Below are 18113 nucleotides of genomic sequence, written 5' to 3'. Positions count from 1 at the left end.
TGGCGCGGATGCAAGAACGGCCGCCTTGTCGGGCGGCCGTGTCGAACGCATTGCGCGGCGCGCGCCGCACCCCGCGTCTTTCTTATTTATCTCACGCGTTCATCACCACTCGGCGACGCTGCCGTCCGCGTGGCGCCACACCGGGTTGCGCCAGCGATGGCCGGTCTTCGCCATCTCGCGCACCTTCTCCTCGTTCACGTCGATGCCGAGCCCCGGCCCTTGCGGGATCGCGACGAAGCCATCGTCGTAGCGGAACACCTCGGGGTTGCGCAGATAGTCGAGCAGGTCGTTGCCCTGGTTGTAGTGGATGCCGAGGCTCTGTTCCTGGATGAACGCGTTGTAGCTGATCGCGTCGAGCTGCAGGCACGCGGCGAGCGCGATCGGCCCGAGCGGGCAATGCAGCGCGAGCGCGACGTCGTAGCTTTCCGCGAGCGTCGCGATCTTGCGGCACTCGGTGATGCCGCCCGCGTGCGATGCGTCCGGCTGGATGATGTCGACGTAGCCGCCCGCGAGGATGTGCTTGAAGTCCCAGCGCGAGTACAGCCGCTCGCCGAGCGCGATCGGCGTGTTGGTCTGGTTGACGATGTCGCGCAGCGCCTCGGCGTTCTCCGACAGCACCGGCTCCTCGATGAACATCAGCTTGTACGGGTCGAGTTCCTTCGCGAGCACCTTCGCCATCGGCTTGTGCACGCGGCCGTGGAAGTCGACGCCGATCCCGACGTGCGGGCCGACCGCGTCGCGCACCGCCGCGACGTTCGCGATCACCTGTTCGACCTTGTCGTAGGTGTCGACGATCTGCAGTTCCTCGGAGCCGTTCATCTTCACGGCCTTGAAGCCGCGCTCGACCACCGCGCGCGCATTGTTCGCGACGTCGCTCGGCCGGTCGCCGCCGATCCACGAATACACCTTGATGCGGTCGCGCACCTGGCCGCCGAGCAGCGCGTGCACGGGCACGCCGTGATGCTTGCCCTTGATGTCCCACAGCGCCTGGTCGACGCCCGCGATCGCGCTCATCATGATCGGGCCGCCGCGGTAGAAGCCCGCGCGGTACATCACCTGCCAGTGATCCTCGATCAACAGCGGGTCGCGGCCGACCAGGTAGTCGGCCAGTTCCTGCACGGCGGCCTCGACCGTGTGCGCGCGGCCTTCGACGACGGGCTCGCCCCAGCCGATGATGCCCTCGTCGGTTTCGATCTTGAGGAACAGCCAGCGGGGCGGGACGACGAACGTTTCGAGGCGGGTGATTTTCATGACGCGTGTCTCCATGATTGACCGGCGCGCCCGCGCGGGCGCGGCGCACGATCCGTGCTTTCACGGTTATCCTAGCGTAGTCGAATAAAAAATAGTATTAATAGCATTAATGTGCAGATAGTGGGCAGCCCGCCCGACGGAGAACGATCATTCAACGCGACCTGCATGGACAGACGGCCTTCCGGCTCGCGACGGCGATCCTGCGCGGCGACTATCCGCCCGAATCGCTGCTGCCGAGGGAACCCGACCTGATGGAGATGTACGGCGTGAGCCGCACGGTGATGCGCGAGGCGCTGCGCACGCTGACGTCGAAGGGGCTGGTCGAATCGCGGCCGAAGGTCGGCACGCGCGTGCGGCCGCGCCGTGCGTGGAACCTGCTCGATGCCGACCTGCTCGACTGGTATGCGCGCGTCGCGCCGCCGCTCGCGTTCGCGCTGAAGCTGCAGGAAATGCGCGAGATGATCGAGCCGCACGCGGCTGCGCTCGCCGCGCGCACCCATACGCCCGAAGCCTTCGACGCGATCGACGGCGCGGTGCGCGCGATGGCCGCCGCGCGCAACGTCGACGAATGGGTGCGCGCCGACCTGCACTTTCACCTGAGCGTGCTGGAGGCCGGCGGCAACGAGCTGCTGGTGCCGCTCGGCGCGCTGATCGATCGCACGCTCGAGGCGCAACTGCAGCTGAACGCGCGCCGGGCGGACGTGTACAACGCGTCGCTTGCCGAGCACACGGCCGTCAGCGACGCGATCCGCGTGCGCGACGAAGACGGCGCGCGCCGCGCGATGGCGACGCTGCTCGCGGTGACGCGCGCGCGGATCGAGATGTCGTGACGGAGCGGGGCGAGGCGGCCCCCGCGCCGCGCCGTGTCGTCAGGCGTTCGCGCAGCCGCCCGGCTTGTGGATGCGTTTCGTCGACGGCGGGTACTTCGCGAGCAGGCTCGCCGGCCGCCGCGGCCGCGCGACCAGGTCGCCGCCGCAGTTCGGGCAGCGGCCCTTCAGCACGTCGTCGGCGCAGGCCGCGCAGAACGTACATTCAAATGTACAGATGCGCGCTTCCGCCGAATCGGGCGGCAGGTCCTTGTCGCAGCATTCGCAGCCGGGGCGCAGTTCGAGCATGAGGGTCTCCTGGGTCGATGACGGATGGGCGCCGCCCGGACATTGCGTGCGGCGCGTGCGAGCGCTACTGTACGCGTTTGGATCGGCCCGGCCAACGGCGTCCCGCCTGGGCGCCGGCGCTGCGCACGGGCTGCACCGGGAGACGACCATGCTCTATCGCGGAAGCTGTCATTGCGGCGACGTGACGTTCGAGGCGGAAGGCGACCTGCAGGGCGTGATGGCGTGCAACTGCTCGATCTGCCAGCGCAAGGGCGCGCTGATGTGGTTCGTGCCGCGCGACCACATGAAGCTGCTGACGCCCGACGAAAATCTCGCGACCTACCTGTTCAACAAGCACGTGATCCGGCATCGCTTCTGCAAGCGGTGCGGGATTCATGTATTCGGCGAAGGCGTCCATCCGGACGGCACCGCAATGGCCGCGATCAACGTGCGCTGCGTCGAGGGCGTTGATCTCGACGCGCTACCCGTCACGCACTACGACGGCCGCTCGCGCTGAGCGGCGCGCGGTTGCGGGCGCCTGCGCGGCGCAATCGGATCAGGAGGGTTGCACGGCCGCCGCGTTCGGCGCAGGCGTTTCCGCTTGCGGCGCCGGGCCGGCGGTGCGCGTGCCGGCGTCGGCCGGGCGTTCGATCAGCGGCGCGAGCGCCGGCGCCATCGACTTCAGCAACTGCACGGCCATCGCGCTCGTGAAGTCGTAGCGCGCCGCATACGGCTCGTGCGCGGTCGCCGTCAGCACGCCGAAGAACCGGTCGCCGATCGCGAACACGAAGGTGCCGCTGCGGTTGACCTTGCGCGACTCGATCAGCCGCGCGCCGCGCGCATAGATGTTGAAGCGCTGGTCGCCCGTCCCGGTCTTGCCGTACACGTCGAGCGTCTTGCCGTCCGGCAGCGTGAGCCCGCCCGCGAGGCGGCGCGCGGTGCCGTGGAGCACGACGTCGCGCAGCAGCGTGTGTGCGACGTTGACGATCTCCGGCGCCAGCATCGGCTGCGGCTGCGCGGCCGCGCGCACGAAGCGGGTTTCGTACGGCGTGCCCTTCGCGAAATCGAGCCGTGTGATCGTCTCGGTCGGCGCCTTCTGGCCGCCGTTCGCGATCAGGCCGATCAGTTTCGCGAGCGCGTCGGGCTGGTCGCCCGAGGCGCCGATCGCGGCCGCGTAGGACGGCGTCACCTCCGCGAACGGGTAGCCGAGCGCGCGCCACGACTTCGTGATTTCCGCGTACGCGCGCAGCTCGACCATGCGGCGGATGCGGCGGTCCTGCGTCGCGTGGTAGCGGGTCTTGTACAGCCACGAATACGTGTAGAAACGCGCATCGCGACTGTCGCGCTGCACGTCGGCGAGCGACGCGGCCGGATGTGCGCGCAGGTAGTTGAGCGTCCACAGCGCGAGCGGATGAACGCTCGCGATATAGCCGCGATCGTTGAGGTTGAAGCGGTCGATCGCGTACTTCGCGTAGAGCGCGGCGAGATCGTCGTCGGACAGCGTCGCGGCCGGCGTGCCTTTCAGTTGCGCGCGCATCTGCGCATCGAACCATGCAAGCGATTCGTTCGGCGCGACGCTGCGCAGCACCGTCGCGAGCTTCGGCGGCGACTTGCGTACGTCGCGCAGCATCAGCGCGAGCGCGTCGTCGGGCGCCTTGCCCGCATAGCGCGTGTAGTAGCGCTTCACGTAGACCTGGCTTTCGCCGTCGACGAATTGCTGCAGGTAATGCTGGCGCTGCACGGGATCGTTGAGCCACGACGACGACGGGCCGGCCGCCTGCAGCGTTTCGTAGTGGACGATGTCGCGCATCAGCCGCACGAACACGAGGTTGACCGAGTGCTCGAACGCCGCGTGCAGCGTCAGGATGCGGCCGTTGTCCGACTTTTCGAAGTTCGAGAACACCTGCGCGCCGCCGCCCGTGTAGAACACGTCCGGACTCGCCGAATACTTGCGTTCGACGGACGCATCCAGCATCGCCTGCAGCGAGCGGTCGCGCGTATGCGACAGGTAGTCGAGCGCCCAGCGCGACAGCCCGTCGATCGGATCCGGTTTCACGCGCGCCAGCTCCGCGTTCGACAGGTTCGCATAGCGCGCATGCAGGTCGGCGACGATCTGCAGGTACGTGATCAGCGTGCGCAGCTTCGCGGTCGAGCCGAGGTTGATGCGGCCGCCGCGATTCACGTCGAACGGCTGGTTCACGCTGTCGGTCTGCACGCGCAGCATGTTCGCGCCGTTGCGGTGCTCGTACAGCGTGAAGCTGTACGTGAGGTGCGACGGGTCGTCCTTCGGCGCCAGCATCTCGAAACCGTACAGGCCGGCGGCCTGCGCGCCGTCGCGCGTCGATGCCCGCGCGAGCCGCTCCGCGACCGCCTGCTGCACGCCGTTGTCGAGCGTGCTGGTGGCCTGCAGATCGAGCTGGTCGAGCTGGTACAGGTCGCTGATGCCGAGCGCCGACAGCAGCGACGCGCGCGCGGAGGTCGCGGCCTTGCGCGACACGAACGACTGCACGCGCGCGGCGGCCGGCGGCGCGCTGCGTTCGATCTGCGCGGCGAGCGCGGCATCGCGCAGCGCGGGCGAGATCACGCCGCCGTTCGACAGCAGCCGCAGGTAGCTGTCGGTCAGCTTCTGCAGCGCCGGATAGCCGCGGTTGAGGAAGTACGACGGCGCGCGCTGCGCGATCAGCAGCGACAGCGCCTCGCGGAACATCTTGCCTTGCTGGTCGACGTTGTCGCCGGTCGTCGGCGCGGAGAGCACCCGGTTCACGTCGTTGAAGTCGCGGCCGTACCACGCGGCGAGGCCGTCGCCGATGCCGGTGATTTCGCCGACGTGCGGCCGCGCGGCGAGCGGCACGGAGTTCAGGTAGCGCACCACGATCGTGCGGCGCGCGAGCATCGTCTGCGGGCCGTTCAGGTACGCGCGCACCGACGCGGACGCGATCTGCCGCAGCTTCTCGGGCGGCGTCGCGGTGCGGCCCTCGGGCGAATGGCGGAATTTCTCGATCTGCGTCGCGAGCGTGCTGCCGCCCGGGCGCGCCTGATGGCGATTGACCACGTGCAGCGCCTGGTCGGCCAGCGCGCGGCTGAAGCGCCCCCAGTCGATCGCCGGGTTGCGGTTCGGTTCGTTCGCATCGAGCAGGTAGCGATCCTCGATGAACAGCAGCGAATCGGTGATCACGCGCGGCACCGTGTCGAAGTCGGCATAGACGCGCTGCGGGAACACGGTCGCGAACAGCGGCGAGCCGGTCGAATCGAACAGCATCAGGCCCGTCTGGTCTTTCTCTTCGTAAGGGAGAAATAGCCCGCGCTCGCCGAGCGACAGCATCCGCTGCGAATCGCGCGCCTGTTCGCTGACGACGAAGCCGCGCGCGAGCAGCCGCTGCTGGAACGCGGGGATCAGCGCGTAGCCGAAGCGCTGGTCGTACGGGCCGTTCCCGGGGAAGCGGATGTGATCGCTCGGCCCCGTCTCGACCGTATAGCCGACGTCGCGGGTGAGCTCGGACAGGTAGCGCGCCTGCAGCCGGGACGTTTCGATCTCGGTCTGCACCAGCCGCGCGACGATCGCCACCGCGATCAGCAGTGCGGCGAGCAAAGACCACTTGACCCACGTCCAGACCGATGCGGGACCGGTCACGCGCGGGAGGATACGATTCAGCGGCCGATTCATGGCGGCGTCTCCCTGAGGGCGCGGTTGTCCGGCCACACCCCATTAAGGATTAGTGTAGTCCTCCGCGGCGGGCTGCCAAGGCCGGTTGACTACCGAGATGCGCCGGCGCAACAGGCGTGCCCGCGCCGGCCGGGCAACGGGTCGATGGCGGTCGGGGCGCCAGCCGGCGCGGTGCGCCGGCCCTGGGCAGGTCGGGCGGGCGGCGGCGACGCAGCGTGGAAAAATGGTGCGCGATTTCACCGTTCATTCAACTGGTGAAATGCTCGATCAGGTGATCGACGAACAGCCGTGCCTTGCGCGGAAAATGCCGGCGGGTCGGGTACGCGACATTCATCTCGAGGGCTTCGAGCCGATAGCCGGGCAGCAGCGCGAGCAGCCGGCCGTCGTCGAGATCCGGCTTGACGAGGAAATCGGGCAGGACCGCGATGCCCATGCCGGACAGCGCCCAGTTCCGGATCAACCCGACGTTGTTCGACGATGCGGATTTGTTCGGGCGCACGGTGATGCGCGTTTGTTCGTGTTCGAACGACAGGTATTCGCCCGCGAAATCGGCATGGAATGCCAGGCCCGCGTGCGATGCGAGATCGTGCGGATGGCCCGGCGCGCCGTGCCGTTCGACATAGTGCGGCGCCGCGCAGACGATCCGGTTGATGCGCGTGAGCGGGCGCTTCACGAGGGTGTTGTTGCCGATGTGCTGCGACAGCAGCAGCCCGATGTCGAAGCCCTCGGACACGAGGTCGACGTGACGGTCCACGATCGTGACTTCCGGCACGATGGCCGGATGGCGCGTCTTGAACGCGTCGATGGCCGGCGCGAGCACGTGCATGCCGAACATGACCGGCGCGGCGATTTTCAGCGATCCAATCGGTTCGTGATGCATCGAGGCGATCGTTTCCTCGACCCGGTCGATCTCGTCGATCACGTGACGTATCTGCGCCAGATAGAGGTGGCCCGCGTCGGTCAGCGACAGGCTGCGGGTGGTGCGATTCAGCAGGCGTGCGCCGAGCCGATCCTCGATGCTCATCACGAGGCGGGTGGCCGACGAATTGGAGATGTTCAGTTCCGTGGCCGCGCGCGCGAAACTGCGAAGTTCGGCGACCTTGACGAATAGTCGCATCGGTAGGAGTTCGTCCATTTTTTTATCGATAAATAGAAAGCGATGACTTGATTCTATCTATCGGTTTGCTGGATTTTAACGGACGTTTTTCGCGAATTATTATTATGGAATCGTGTATTTATCTGGTGTGCGAACGGTATGAGAATGGTGGATTACAAGGCATTAAAGTCGTTGAATTGGCGATTTGATTGAGATTGTCATTAAACCTTTTTGACGGATTTGTATTTAGTAATTGTACGAAAATATAGGCTACTTTTTCGTTAAAGAATCGGACGTTATCGATGCGATGTGATGCCGAACCGTATACGTCCCTGTTGCGTTGGCAGCTTCGCGCGTTCGTGCCGGCGCACGGCCTCGGCGGAACGGCGGAACGGGTAGTCGCAGGTAATCGGGTTTGGCGCATCGCGGCGCGTGAGCGCGCGTGGCCGCCGGATGGCCGTGCGCGGCGAACACGTGTTGCAGCGGGCGGCCCACGCCGAGGACCCGTGTCGCGGCCGCGGCCAGCGGTGATATGCTCGCGGGACGCCCGCGACCGACGGGCGGTTTCACGATGCCCGTGCGCGGTTGCGTCGCGCGGCGTTTCCGAGGGAAGAACCGACATCATGAGCCGCAAATTCATTCTGAAGGGCGACACGACCGATCACGGCGGCGTCGTGCTCGAAGGGATCGCCAATTCGTCGTTCGACGGGCGCGAACTCTCCTATCTCGGCGCAGCTGTGTTCTGCGCGGCGTGCAAGTCGCCGGGCGTGATCGTATCGGACGGCGGCGAGCGCACGATGACCGTGATGGGCAAGGTCGTCGCGCTCGAACACGACCTGTGCCAGTGTCTGTGCACGCCGCAGCCGAAACTGTTCCCGTCGCAGGCGACCGGGACGATCTCGGGCTGAGCCCCGCCACGCGGGCGTTCGTCGTCCGCGCTGCGTCGAGACACCGATGCCCGCCGTCAGACGCTGCCTGCGGTCTCGATCACGAGGATGCGCGCGGCGCCGAGCGGATGCGCGACGTGCTCGGTGCCGACCGTCGCATGGAAGACGTCGCCCGTCTCGAGCACCGTCGCATGCTCGACGCCTGCGTCGCGGTAGCGCATCTCGACGCGGCCATCGAGCACCGCGAACACCTCCTCGCCGTCGTTCACGTGCCAGCGATACGGCTGGTCGGTCCAGTGCAGCCGGACCGTGATGCCGTTCAGGTTCGCGATGTCGAGCGCGCCCCACGCGCAGTCCGCCGTGAATGCGGCACTCCGGATGATCTTCATCGATGTGTTCTCCGGCACGCGTGTGTGCCGCTTTCCCGTGATTTTTCCGACATCCGCGTTCAGCGCGACGCTGCGCGCAGCGCCTGCTCGACGATCTGCTTGCGCTTCTCGAAGCCGGCGGCCGTCCGTTCGGTGACGCGCGTCACGACCGCAGCCGGCGCGGTATCGGGCGAGCCGGCGTCGAACGGCGGCGCGGGCGCATATTCGAGTTGCAACTGGATCGCCTGCGCTTCTTCGTCGCCGACCAGCTCCGCGGCGATCGTCAGCGCGAAGTCGATGCCGGCCGTCACGCCGCCGCCCGTGACCAGGTTGCCGTCGCGCACGACGCGCTCGCGCACCGGTATCGCGCCCAACGGTTCGAGCAGCGAGTGGAACCGCCAGTGCGTCGTCGCGCGCCGTCCGCGCAGCAGGCCGGCCACGCCGAGCAGCAGCGCGCCCGTGCAGACCGACGTCACGTAGCGCGCGGTGGCCGCGCGCCGTTGCACGAACGCGATCGTTTCGGTATCGAGCAGCAGGTCGTTGATGCCGATCCCGCCCGGGATGCAGATCACGTCGAGCGGCGGGCAATCGTCGAACGTGCAGGTGGGCGCGAGCGCGAGGCCGCTGCTCGACGCGACCGCGTCGCGCGACTTCCACACCAGATGGACGGCCGCGTCGGGCAGCGACGCGAGCACGTCGTGCGGGCCGGTGAGGTCGAGTTGCTGGACGCCCGGAAAGACGAGAAGGCCGATATGCAGGCTCATGCGAGGACTCCGTCGGGAAGGGAACGCGCGCCGTTCGGCACGGGATGGACAGACCGATTCTAGGCGCGTAGTGTTTGGCGAAATTGCCATATCGCCCACGTTTTCAGCCAATCGCCATGCCCGCCGCCGCTCCGCGTTCGATCCTCGTCCTCGCGTTTCCCCGTGCGCAACTGCTCGATGTGACGGGGCCGCTGCAGGTGTTCGCATCCGTCAACGAGCTCGCGCTGGAGCGCGGGCAGCCGGCGCCGTATGCGCCGCGCGTCGTGGCCGTCGAAGCCGGGCCCGTCGAGACGTCGTCGGGCCTCGTCGTGATGGCCGAGTCGCTGCGCGCGGCCGCGCGCCGTCCCGACACGCTGATCGTCGCCGGCGGGAAGGGCGTGCATGCGGCGTCGAAGGATGCGCGGGTGGTGAGTTGGGTGCGGCAGCAGGCCGGGCGCGCGCGGCGCGTGGCGTCGGTCTGCACCGGCGCGTTCCTGCTCGCCGAGGCCGGCCTGCTCGACGGGCGGCGCGCGGTCACGCACTGGGCGCGCTGCGACGAATTCGCGGCGCGCTACCCGAACGTGCGTGTCGAACCGGACCCGATCTTCATCCGCGAAGGCGCGCTGTGGACGTCGGCCGGCGTGACGGCCGGCATCGATCTGGCGCTCGCGCTGGTCGAAGAGGATCTCGGTCGGGCGACCGCGCTCGACGTCGCGCGCGAACTCGTCGTGTTCCTGAAGCGTCCGGGCGGACAGGCGCAGTTCAGCACGATGCTGTCGATGCAGCGCACTGCCGACCGGTTCGGCGAGCTGCACGCGTGGATGGCCGAGCACTTGACGGCCGACCTGTCGGTGCCCGCGCTCGCCGAGCGCGTGAGCATGAGCGAGCGCAGCTTCGTGCGCCACTATCGTGCGGAGACCGGCCGCACGCCCGCGCGCGCGGTCGAGCAGATCCGGGTCGAGGCCGCGCAACGCCTGCTCGGCGAAACGGCGTGGCCCGTCAAGCGGATCGCCGGGCGTTGCGGCTTCGGTACCGAGGAGACGCTGCGACGCAGTTTCGTGCGCGTGCTCGGCGTGTCGCCGCAGGGATATCGCGAGCGGTTCGTGCGGTAACGGACGACGGATGAGCGGGGCCGGAGCAGGCGCTGCGCGGAACTGAACGGAAACCGGTCGGTTTCGAGTCCGAAGCACCGAAACTATTCAGGATTGGACAACAATAGGCGGGGGCTTGTGCCGCGCCCGCCGCGGGCTCTATTCTGTTCCGTTGGTGATTCGAAGGGGAAGCGGCATGGACCGAATCCAGGCAATGGAAGTTTTTACCCGCGTGGTCGACGCGAACAGCTTCACGCGGGCGGCCGACACGCTCGCGATGCCGCGCGCGTCGGTGACGACCATCATCCAGAATCTCGAGGCGCTGCTCGGCGTGCGCCTGATGCACCGGACGACGCGCCGGCTGTCGCTGACGCCGGAGGGCGCCGCGTACTACGAGCATTGCATGAAGATCATCGCGGAGATCGCCGAGGCCGACGCGAGTTTCCAGGCCGGCAACCGCAAGCCGAGCGGCATGCTGCGCGTCCACATGCCGAGTTCGCTCGGGCGGCGCATCGTGCTGCCGTCGCTGTCGATTTTCCGGCAGCGCTATCCGGACATCACGCTCGAGCTGGGGCTGTCCGACCGCTACGTCGATCCGGTCGAGGAGGGCATCGACTGCATGATCCGGGTCGGGCCGCTCGAGGATTCGTCGATGGTCGCGCGGCGCATCGGGATGCTCAAGCGCGTGACGTGCGCGTCGCCTGATTACCTGGCCCGTCACGGCGAACCGAACGAGATTGCCGATCTCGTCGAACATCATGCGGTGAATTTCCGCTCGAGCCACGGCGCGCGGGCGATTCCGTGGGTGTTCATGATCGACGGCAAGCCGTTCGAGGTGCGGATGAACGGCAGCGTCACGGTCAACGATTCGGATGCCTACGTGACGTGCGGGCTCGAAGGCTTCGGGATGATCCAGCCGACGCTGTTCATGGTGCTGCCGCACCTGCTCGACGGTTCGCTGGTCGAAGTGCTGCCGGACAGCAATCCGAAGCCGAAGCCGATTTCCATCGTGTATCCGCACAACCGGCATTTGTCGCAGAAGGTGCGCGTGTTTGCGGACTGGATCGCGGAGGTGTTCGAGTCGACGCCGGCGCTGGAGGGTGGGGAGAACTGGCGGGGGAAGGTGGGGGCGGAGGCACGGGATGCGAAGCGCGGAGCGGTGGTGGCGTAGTCGCGGCGCAGCACGCGGGCTGAAGGACGGGCAACGTGCGGCACCGTGTGCGCTGAAGCAATGAAAAAGCCGCTGTTTCTTTCGAAACAGCGGCTTTTCGCATTTGGTGGCGAATCAGGGATTCGAACCCCGGACCTGCGGATTATGATTCCGTCGCTCTAACCGACTGAGCTAATTCGCCGAAGACCCAAATTATGTCGATCGGCCGGCCGGCTGTCAATACCTTTTTCCATCTTCCCCGAAAAAAGTTGCCGGCGGCCCGTGCCGGCCTCCATCGCGGGCGGGAGCCGGCCAGCGGAAGCAGTGCCTCCGCCGGCCTTTCCCCGCTGCGCAGCCAACATCAATCCTGCGCGTAGATGTCCGAGTCCTTCGTCTCCTTGACGAACAGCAGGCCGATCACGAACGTGGCCAGCGCGATCACGATCGGATACCAGAGCCCCGAGTAGATGTTGCCCTTCGCCGCGACGATCGCGAACGCGGTCGCCGGCAGGAAGCCGCCGAACCAGCCGTTGCCGATGTGATAGGGCAGCGACATCGACGTGTAGCGGATCCGCGTCGGGAACATCTCGACCAGCATCGCCGCGATCGGGCCGTAGACCATCGTCACGAAGATCACGAGGATCGTCAGGATCACGATCGTCATCGGCCAGTTGAGTTGCGCCGGGTCCGCCTTGGCCGGGTAGCCGGCCCCCTTCAGCGTCGACGCGAGCGTCTTGTCGAATGCCGCGCCCTGCACCTTCGCGTCGGCCGCCTTGCCGTCGTAGGTCTGGATCACCGTGTCGCCGACCTTGATCTGGGCCGGCGTACCGGCCGGCGCCGCGACGTTCTCGTAGTTCAGGCCGGCCTTCGCGAGCGCGCTCTTCGCGATGTCGCACGAACTCGTGAACTTCGACGTGCCGACCGGGTTGAACTGGAACGAGCAGGCGGCCGGATCGGCGATGACCGTGATCGGCGCCTTCTGCGTCGCGAGTTCGAGCTGCGGGTTCGCGTAGTGCGTGAGCGCCTTGAACAGCGGGAAGTAGGTCAGCGCCGCGATCAGGCAGCCCGCGAGGATGATCGGCTTGCGGCCGATCTTGTCCGACAGCGAACCGAAGAACAGGAAAAACGGCGTGCCGATCAGGAGCGCGATCGCGATCAGGATGTTCGCGCTCGCGCCGTCGACCTTCAGCGTCTGCGTGAGGAAGAACAGCGCGTAGAACTGACCCGTGTACCACACCACGGCCTGGCCGGCCGTCAGGCCGATCAGCGCGAGGATCACGATCTTCAGGTTCTTCCACTGGCCGAACGCTTCGGTCAGCGGCGCCTTCGACGTCTTGCCTTCCGCCTTGATGCGCAGGAACACCGGCGATTCGTTCAGTTGCAGCCGGATCCACACCGACACCGCGAGCAGCAGGATCGACGCGACGAACGGCACGCGCCAGCCCCAGCTGCCGAACGCTTCCTCGCCGATGAACGTGCGTACGCCGAGGATCACGAGCAACGACAGGAACAGGCCGAGCGTGGCCGTCGTCTGGATCCATGCGGTGTAGAAGCCGCGCCGGTTGGCCGGCGCATGCTCGGCGACGTAGGTCGCCGCGCCGCCGTACTCGCCGCCGAGCGCGAGGCCCTGCAACAGCCGCATCGCGATGAAGATCACGGGGGCGGCGATGCCGATCGACGCGTAGCCGGGCAGGAAGCCGACCACGAACGTCGAGACGCCCATGATCACGATCGTCACGAGGAACGTGTGCTTGCGGCCGACGAGGTCGCCGAGCCGGCCGAACACGATCGCGCCGAACGGCCGCACCGCGAAGCCGGCCGCGAAGCCGAGCAGCGTGAAGATGAACGCGGCGGTCGGATTGACGCCGGAGAAGAAGCTCTTGCTGATGTAGGCCGCGAGCGAGCCGGCCAGGTAAAAGTCGTACCACTCGAACACGGTGCCGAGCGACGACGCGAAGATCACCTTCTTCTCTTCGCCCGTCATCGGCGAGTGCGAAATTTGCCCGCCTAACGTTGCCATGAATCGTCTCCAAGTCCCTTGATATAGATATGCGGCCGCCGTGGGAGGGGCGGGCCTGTCGACGATTATTGGCACGGAAACTTACGGCCCACTGACTCGCGCGTACAAAACCACTGCGCGTTAACCCGCGTCGAATCGGCCGCTTCGCGCGCCGATCGTAGCGCGAACGGTTGGTAAATCGCCGGTTTCGACGTTTTTGCGCCGCGCCGCGGCGGCGCGCGTCAGGGTTAATCCGGGGCGGGGGCGGCCAGCGGCAGGCTGATGCGCACGAGCGTGCCGGCGAGGCGCGGGGCGTGCTGATAGACGTGATCGTCGAGCGTCAGCGTGCCGCCGTGCTGCGTGGCGATCTCGCGCACAATCGCGAGCCCGAGGCCGCTGCCGTCGCCTTCGCGGCCGAGGATCCGGTAGAAGCGCTCGACGACGCGATCGCGCTCGCCGGCCGGGATGCCGGGGCCCGTATCCTCGACTTCGAGATGCACGCGCCGCGCCGCGGGCTCGGCGCGCACGCGCACCGTGATGCGGCCGCCTTCGGGCGTATAGCGGATCGCGTTGTCGACCAGGTTGCCGAGCATCTCGCGCAGCATCACCGGATTGCCGTCGACGTCGAGCGGCGCGTCGTCGTCCGGGCCTTCGTACCCGAGGTCCATCCGTTTCGCGAGCGCGGCCTGCACCCAGTCGCGCACCGTGCGTCGTGCGAGTGCGCCGATCTCGACCGGCTCGAAGGTCAGCCCGCTCGCGCGGTTTTCGGCACGCGCGAGCGCCAGCAGTTGCGTGACGAGCCGCGCGGCCTGCTCGGAGCTCGTCGCGATCTGCTCGAGCGAACGCTGCACGTCGGGCGGCACCGGGTGGCGCAGCGCGAATTCGGCCTGCGTGCGCAGGCCCGCGAGCGGCGTCTTCATCTGGTGCGCGGCGTCGGCGATGAAACGTTTCTGCAGCGCCATGTTCTGTTCGAGCCGCGCGAGCAGGTCGTTGAACGACGTGACGAGCGGTTCGATCTCGGGCGGCGCGCGCTGCGCTTCGACGGGCGACAGGTCGTCGGGTCGTCGCGCGCGGATGTGCGCCTGCAGCGCGTTGAGCGGCGCGAGCCCGCGCGACAGCCCGAACCAGACGAGCAGGATCGCGAGCGGCAGGATCACGAATTGCGGCAGGATCACGCCCTTGATGATGTCGTTCGCGAGCGCGTTGCGCTTGTCGAGCGTTTCGCCGACCTGCACGAGCACGGGCTGCGCGCCGCTCGCCTGCGGCAGCGCGACGGTCGTATATGCGACGCGCACGTCGTTGCCGCGCAGCAGGTCGTCGCGGAACACGACGACGCCCGGCGGCGGACGGTCCTCGTCGCGCGGCAGCGGCATGTCGGCCTCGCCCGCGACCAGCTCGCCGCGCGTGCCGAGCACCTGGAAGTAGACGCTGTCGATGTTGTCCGCGCGCAGGAAGTCGCGCGTCTGCTCCGGCAGCGTCAGTTCGGCGACGCCGTTGACCGGATGGATCTGCCGGGCGAGCACGTACGCGTTGGTCTCGAGCGCGCGGTCGAACGGGCCGTTCGCGATCGTCTTCGCGACGAGATAGGTGACGGCGATGCTCATCGGCCACAGCAGCAGCAGCGGCGCGAGCATCCAGTCGAGGATTTCGCCGAACAGCGAGCGCGGGCGCGGCGTTTCGGGCGATTCGGTTTCGTCGGGCGGCGCGAACGGGTTCTCGTAGCGGGCGTCGCGCGCGTCGTCGGCAGCCGACGACGGCGCGCCGGTCGGGTGGCGGGAAGGGGAATGGGCCGGCGTGGCCATCGCGGCGCCGCCCGGCGTCAGCGCAGCGGCGTGCCGGCGGCCGCGGGCTGGGGCGCCGCCGTGTCGGCCGGCGTCGCGGGCGCGACCTTCTCGAGGCAATAGCCGAGGCCGCGCACGGTCGAGATCCGCACGCCGCTCGGTTCGATCTTCTTGCGCAGCCGGTGCACGTAGACTTCGATCGCGTTGTTGCTGACTTCCTCGCCCCATTCGCACAGGTGATCGACGAGTTGTTCCTTCGACACGAGGCGGCCGATCCGCTGCAGCAGCACCTCGAGCAGGCCGAGTTCGCGCGCGGAGAGATCGAGCACGTGATCGTTCGCATACGCGATGCGGCCGACCTGGTCGAATGCGAGCGAGCCGTGGCGCACGACCGTCGGGCCGCCGCCGGCGCCGCGCCGGGTCAGCGCGCGCACGCGCGCCTCGAGCTCGTTGAGTGCGAACGGCTTGGCCATGTAGTCGTCGGCGCCGAGGTCGAGCCCCTTCACGCGTTCGTCGACGCTGTCGGCGGCGGTCAGGATCAGCACGGGGAGATTGGAATTGCGCGCGCGCAGGCGCTTGAGCACGTCGAGCCCGGACATTTTCGGGAGCCCGAGATCGAGGATCAGCAGGTCGAAAGTCTGCATCGACAGCGCGGTGTCGGCGTCGACGCCGCTCTTCACGTGATCGACGGCATAGCCCGATTGGCGGAGTGACCGGGTGAGTCCGTCCGCGAGTATGCTGTCGTCTTCGGCGATGAGAATTCGCATGTTGCTGACCGATGCCGGCAGGGCGTTCGCGCCGGCGCGGCTGTCTCCGAAGTTATTCGTGTACAACGCAACCCGCATTGCGGGCTTGCATAAACCACTGTTTTTTTATACAGTGTCTGCATTCGTGGGCAGCGCTTGATGCGGGCGCGCCTCCAACAGACGCTGCTCATCATAGCAAAGGACGATTCATGGAAGATAGCAAGAAGGGCTCCGGGATGACCGCCGAGAAGAGCAAGGCGCTGGCGGCCGCGCTCGCGCAAATCGAGAAGCAGTTCGGCAAGGGCTCGATCATGCGCATGGGCGACGGCGAGGCGGCCGAGAATATCCAGGTCGTCTCCACGGGGTCGCTGGGTCTCGACATCGCGCTGGGCGTCGGCGGCCTGCCGCGCGGCCGGGTGGTCGAGATCTACGGTCCGGAATCGTCCGGTAAAACCACGCTCACGCTGCAGGTCATCGCCGAACTGCAGAAGATCGGCGGCACGGCAGCCTTCATCGACGCCGAGCACGCGCTCGACGTCCAGTACGCGTCGAAGCTCGGCGTGAACGTGCCGGAGCTGCTGATCTCGCAGCCGGACACCGGCGAGCAGGCGCTCGAAATCACCGATGCGCTGGTGCGCTCGGGCTCGATCGACATGATCGTCATCGACTCGGTCGCGGCGCTCGTGCCGAAGGCCGAAATCGAAGGCGAGATGGGCGATTCGCTGCCGGGCCTGCAGGCCCGCCTGATGTCGCAGGCACTGCGCAAGCTGACCGGCACGATCAAGCGCACGAACTGCCTCGTGATCTTCATCAACCAGATCCGGATGAAGATCGGCGTGATGTTCGGCAACCCGGAAACCACGACGGGCGGCAACGCACTGAAGTTCTATTCGTCGGTGCGTCTCGACATCCGCCGGATCGGCTCGATCAAGAAGAACGACGAGGTGATCGGCAACGAAACCCGCGTGAAGGTCGTCAAGAACAAGGTATCGCCGCCGTTCCGCGAAGCGATCTTCGACATCCTGTACGGCGAAGGCATTTCCCGCCAGGGCGAGATCATCGATCTCGGCGTGCAGGCGAAGATCGTCGACAAGGCCGGCGCCTGGTATAGCTACAACGGCGAGAAGATCGGCCAGGGCAAGGACAACGCGCGTGAATTCCTGCGCGAAAATCCGGAAATCGCGCGCGAGATCGAAAACCGCATCCGCGAATCGCTCGGTGTCGTCAGCATGCCCCCCGATGGCGTAGCCAACGAAGCCGAGGCGCTGGACGAAGAAGAGTGATGGTTGCGCGCCGAGGTCGGGCTGGCGAGCCGGAGGAGCACGACACGCCCGAAACGGCGGGTCGCTCCGGCCGGCGAGCCGCACCCTCGGGCGCCAGCCGGCGGGACGCAGGCCGCAACGCAGCGAACCGCACCGCGACGAGGGCATCCGACGATGTCCTCGTTTCGTTTGAGATTGCCGCACCGGACGATCCGTTCGACGACGAATCGTTCGACGCACACGATCGCCCCCGCCGTCGGGTGTCTGGTGTCCGCTTCCCGGGCGATCGAGCCCCGGGCGCTCGTGCCCCGGGCGATCGCGCAGCCGATGCGCCCGCGACGGAAGATGTCTATACGCGCAGCAGCCAGCATCCGCGCCGCACACGCCGTGCATCCGGCGCGTCTTTCGGCGCATCTTCCGGCGGCGCTGCTTCAAGCGACGCCCCGGGCGCTCGCGAACGCGAGTCGTCGAAGCCGCCGCGGTCGTTGAAGGGGCGCGCGCTCGGCTATCTGTCGAGGCGCGAATACAGCCGCGCGGAACTCGCGCGCAAGCTCGCCCCTTACGTCGGCGAGGACGAATCCGTCGACCCGGTGCTCGATGCGCTGGAAAAGGAAGGCTGGCTGTCCGACGCGCGCTTCGCCGAGAGCCTCGTGCATCGTCGCGCGTCGCGCGTCGGCGTCGCGCGCATCGTCAGCGAACTGAAGCGCCATGCGGTCGGCGACAGTCTCGTCGAAGAGGTGAATGCCCAATTGCGCGAGACCGAGTGGACGCGCGCGCAGGCCGTTTGGCGCAAGAAATTCGGTGCACTGCCGCAAACGCCTGCCGAGCGCGCGAAGCAGGCGCGCTTCCTGGCCGCGCGGGGCTTCTCGAGCGCGACCATCGTGAAGTTGCTGAAGGTCGGCGACGATTTCCCGATCGATGACTGAGCCGCCCGGTCGCGCGCGTGGCGCGCGATTTTGCTGCATCGCAACCGCTTCCGGA

The 18113-nt window shown here is 67.4% G+C and carries 17 protein-coding genes and 1 tRNA gene; 8 read left to right on the top strand and 10 right to left on the bottom strand.

Translation table 11 applies throughout. From position 1 onward, the window contains the following. Nucleotides 1–102: 102 nt before the first annotated feature. On the bottom strand, nucleotides 103–1251 hold the full coding sequence (gene dgoD / locus HWX76_RS18200) for a galactonate dehydratase (RefSeq protein ID WP_050014598.1): 1149 nt from the start codon (nucleotides 1249–1251) through the stop codon (nucleotides 103–105). A gap of 146 nt (nucleotides 1252–1397) precedes the next feature. Between dgoD and HWX76_RS18195 the strand changes: the two genes are divergently transcribed. Then, entirely contained in the window at nucleotides 1398–2081 is a 684-nt protein-coding gene (locus tag HWX76_RS18195; protein WP_124556520.1) for a FadR/GntR family transcriptional regulator, read from the top strand. A 39-nt stretch (nucleotides 2082–2120) separates the two neighbouring features. On the opposite strand, the gene HWX76_RS18190 is transcribed toward HWX76_RS18195, so the two are convergent. After that, the gene (locus HWX76_RS18190; protein WP_176016129.1) at nucleotides 2121–2366 is read right to left on the bottom strand and encodes a DUF1272 domain-containing protein; all 246 of its coding nucleotides are present in this window, start codon (nucleotides 2364–2366) and stop codon (nucleotides 2121–2123) included. Nucleotides 2367–2514: 148 nt separating this feature from the next. Here HWX76_RS18190 and HWX76_RS18185 point away from each other — a divergent pair, with 148 nt between their 5' ends. Further along, complete coding sequence (locus HWX76_RS18185; RefSeq protein ID WP_050014595.1) at nucleotides 2515–2862, top strand: GFA family protein; 348 nt, start codon at nucleotides 2515–2517, stop codon at nucleotides 2860–2862. 39 nt (nucleotides 2863–2901) lie between these two features. Here HWX76_RS18185 and HWX76_RS18180 read toward each other — a convergent pair whose 3' ends face one another. Further along, on the bottom strand, nucleotides 2902–6009 hold the full coding sequence (locus tag HWX76_RS18180) for a transglycosylase domain-containing protein (RefSeq protein WP_176016128.1): 3108 nt from the start codon (nucleotides 6007–6009) through the stop codon (nucleotides 2902–2904). A 247-nt stretch (nucleotides 6010–6256) separates the two neighbouring features. Beyond that, nucleotides 6257–7144, bottom strand: a complete 888-nt coding sequence (locus tag HWX76_RS18175) for a LysR family transcriptional regulator (protein ID WP_124638749.1) — start codon at nucleotides 7142–7144, stop codon at nucleotides 6257–6259. Nucleotides 7145–7728: 584 nt separating this feature from the next. On the opposite strand from HWX76_RS18175, the gene HWX76_RS18170 reads away from it, so the two are divergent. Beyond that, the gene (locus HWX76_RS18170) at nucleotides 7729–8013 is read left to right on the top strand and encodes a PAAR domain-containing protein (RefSeq protein WP_176016127.1); all 285 of its coding nucleotides are present in this window, start codon (nucleotides 7729–7731) and stop codon (nucleotides 8011–8013) included. A 56-nt stretch (nucleotides 8014–8069) separates the two neighbouring features. On the opposite strand, the gene HWX76_RS18165 is transcribed toward HWX76_RS18170, so the two are convergent. Further along, complete coding sequence (locus HWX76_RS18165) at nucleotides 8070–8381, bottom strand: cupin domain-containing protein (RefSeq protein ID WP_176016126.1); 312 nt, start codon at nucleotides 8379–8381, stop codon at nucleotides 8070–8072. Nucleotides 8382–8440: 59 nt separating this feature from the next. Further along, nucleotides 8441–9124 carry a DJ-1/PfpI family protein gene (locus tag HWX76_RS18160; RefSeq protein ID WP_050014585.1) on the bottom strand — a complete coding sequence of 228 codons (684 nt, stop codon included), beginning with the start codon at nucleotides 9122–9124 and terminating at the stop codon, nucleotides 8441–8443. A 116-nt stretch (nucleotides 9125–9240) separates the two neighbouring features. Here HWX76_RS18160 and HWX76_RS18155 point away from each other — a divergent pair, with 116 nt between their 5' ends. After that, a complete protein-coding gene (locus tag HWX76_RS18155) occupies nucleotides 9241–10215 on the top strand; it encodes a GlxA family transcriptional regulator (RefSeq protein WP_050014583.1) in 975 nt (324 codons plus the stop codon). A 175-nt stretch (nucleotides 10216–10390) separates the two neighbouring features. Further along, the gene (locus HWX76_RS18150) at nucleotides 10391–11365 is read left to right on the top strand and encodes a LysR family transcriptional regulator (RefSeq protein ID WP_176016125.1); all 975 of its coding nucleotides are present in this window, start codon (nucleotides 10391–10393) and stop codon (nucleotides 11363–11365) included. Nucleotides 11366–11469: 104 nt separating this feature from the next. Here HWX76_RS18150 and HWX76_RS18145 read toward each other — a convergent pair. From HWX76_RS18145 to HWX76_RS18130, 4 genes are all read right to left on the bottom strand, one after another. Next, a tRNA-Met gene (locus tag HWX76_RS18145) sits at nucleotides 11470–11546 on the bottom strand. Between the two features lie 159 nt (nucleotides 11547–11705). Then, nucleotides 11706–13364 (bottom strand): MFS transporter, encoded by a 1659-nt coding sequence (locus HWX76_RS18140; protein ID WP_050014581.1) that lies wholly within the window; start codon nucleotides 13362–13364, stop codon nucleotides 11706–11708. Nucleotides 13365–13591: 227 nt separating this feature from the next. Then, nucleotides 13592–15145, bottom strand: coding sequence for a sensor histidine kinase (locus tag HWX76_RS18135; protein ID WP_089488788.1), 1554 nt, complete (start codon nucleotides 15143–15145; stop codon nucleotides 13592–13594). A 17-nt stretch (nucleotides 15146–15162) separates the two neighbouring features. After that, nucleotides 15163–15891: a response regulator transcription factor gene (locus HWX76_RS18130; RefSeq protein ID WP_006497347.1), complete on the bottom strand. Its 729-nt coding sequence runs from the start codon at nucleotides 15889–15891 to the stop codon at nucleotides 15163–15165. On the opposite strand from HWX76_RS18130, the gene HWX76_RS18125 reads away from it, so the two are divergent. The 3 genes from HWX76_RS18125 to recX are packed head-to-tail and all read left to right on the top strand — an operon-like array spanning nucleotide 15890 to nucleotide 18058. Further along, nucleotides 15890–16030 (top strand): hypothetical protein, encoded by a 141-nt coding sequence (locus tag HWX76_RS18125; protein WP_160300515.1) that lies wholly within the window; start codon nucleotides 15890–15892, stop codon nucleotides 16028–16030. The two genes, HWX76_RS18130 and HWX76_RS18125, sit on opposite strands and share 2 nt — an antisense overlap. 49 nt (nucleotides 16031–16079) lie before the next feature. Then, nucleotides 16080–17153 (top strand): recombinase RecA, encoded by a 1074-nt coding sequence (recA, locus tag HWX76_RS18120; RefSeq protein ID WP_176016124.1) that lies wholly within the window; start codon nucleotides 16080–16082, stop codon nucleotides 17151–17153. Then, entirely contained in the window at nucleotides 17153–18058 is a 906-nt protein-coding gene (recX, locus tag HWX76_RS18115; protein ID WP_176016123.1) for a recombination regulator RecX, read from the top strand. Before recA ends, recX begins: the two co-directional genes overlap by 1 nt. Nucleotides 18059–18113: the final 55 nt, after the last annotated feature.

Source organism: Burkholderia sp. BCC0398 (genome assembly GCF_902833245.1).
Taxonomy (GTDB): Bacteria; Pseudomonadota; Gammaproteobacteria; order Burkholderiales; family Burkholderiaceae; genus Burkholderia; species Burkholderia sola.
The sequence above is the reverse complement of the archived record's forward strand: the minus strand, read 5'-3'. Positions and strand labels throughout refer to the sequence as shown.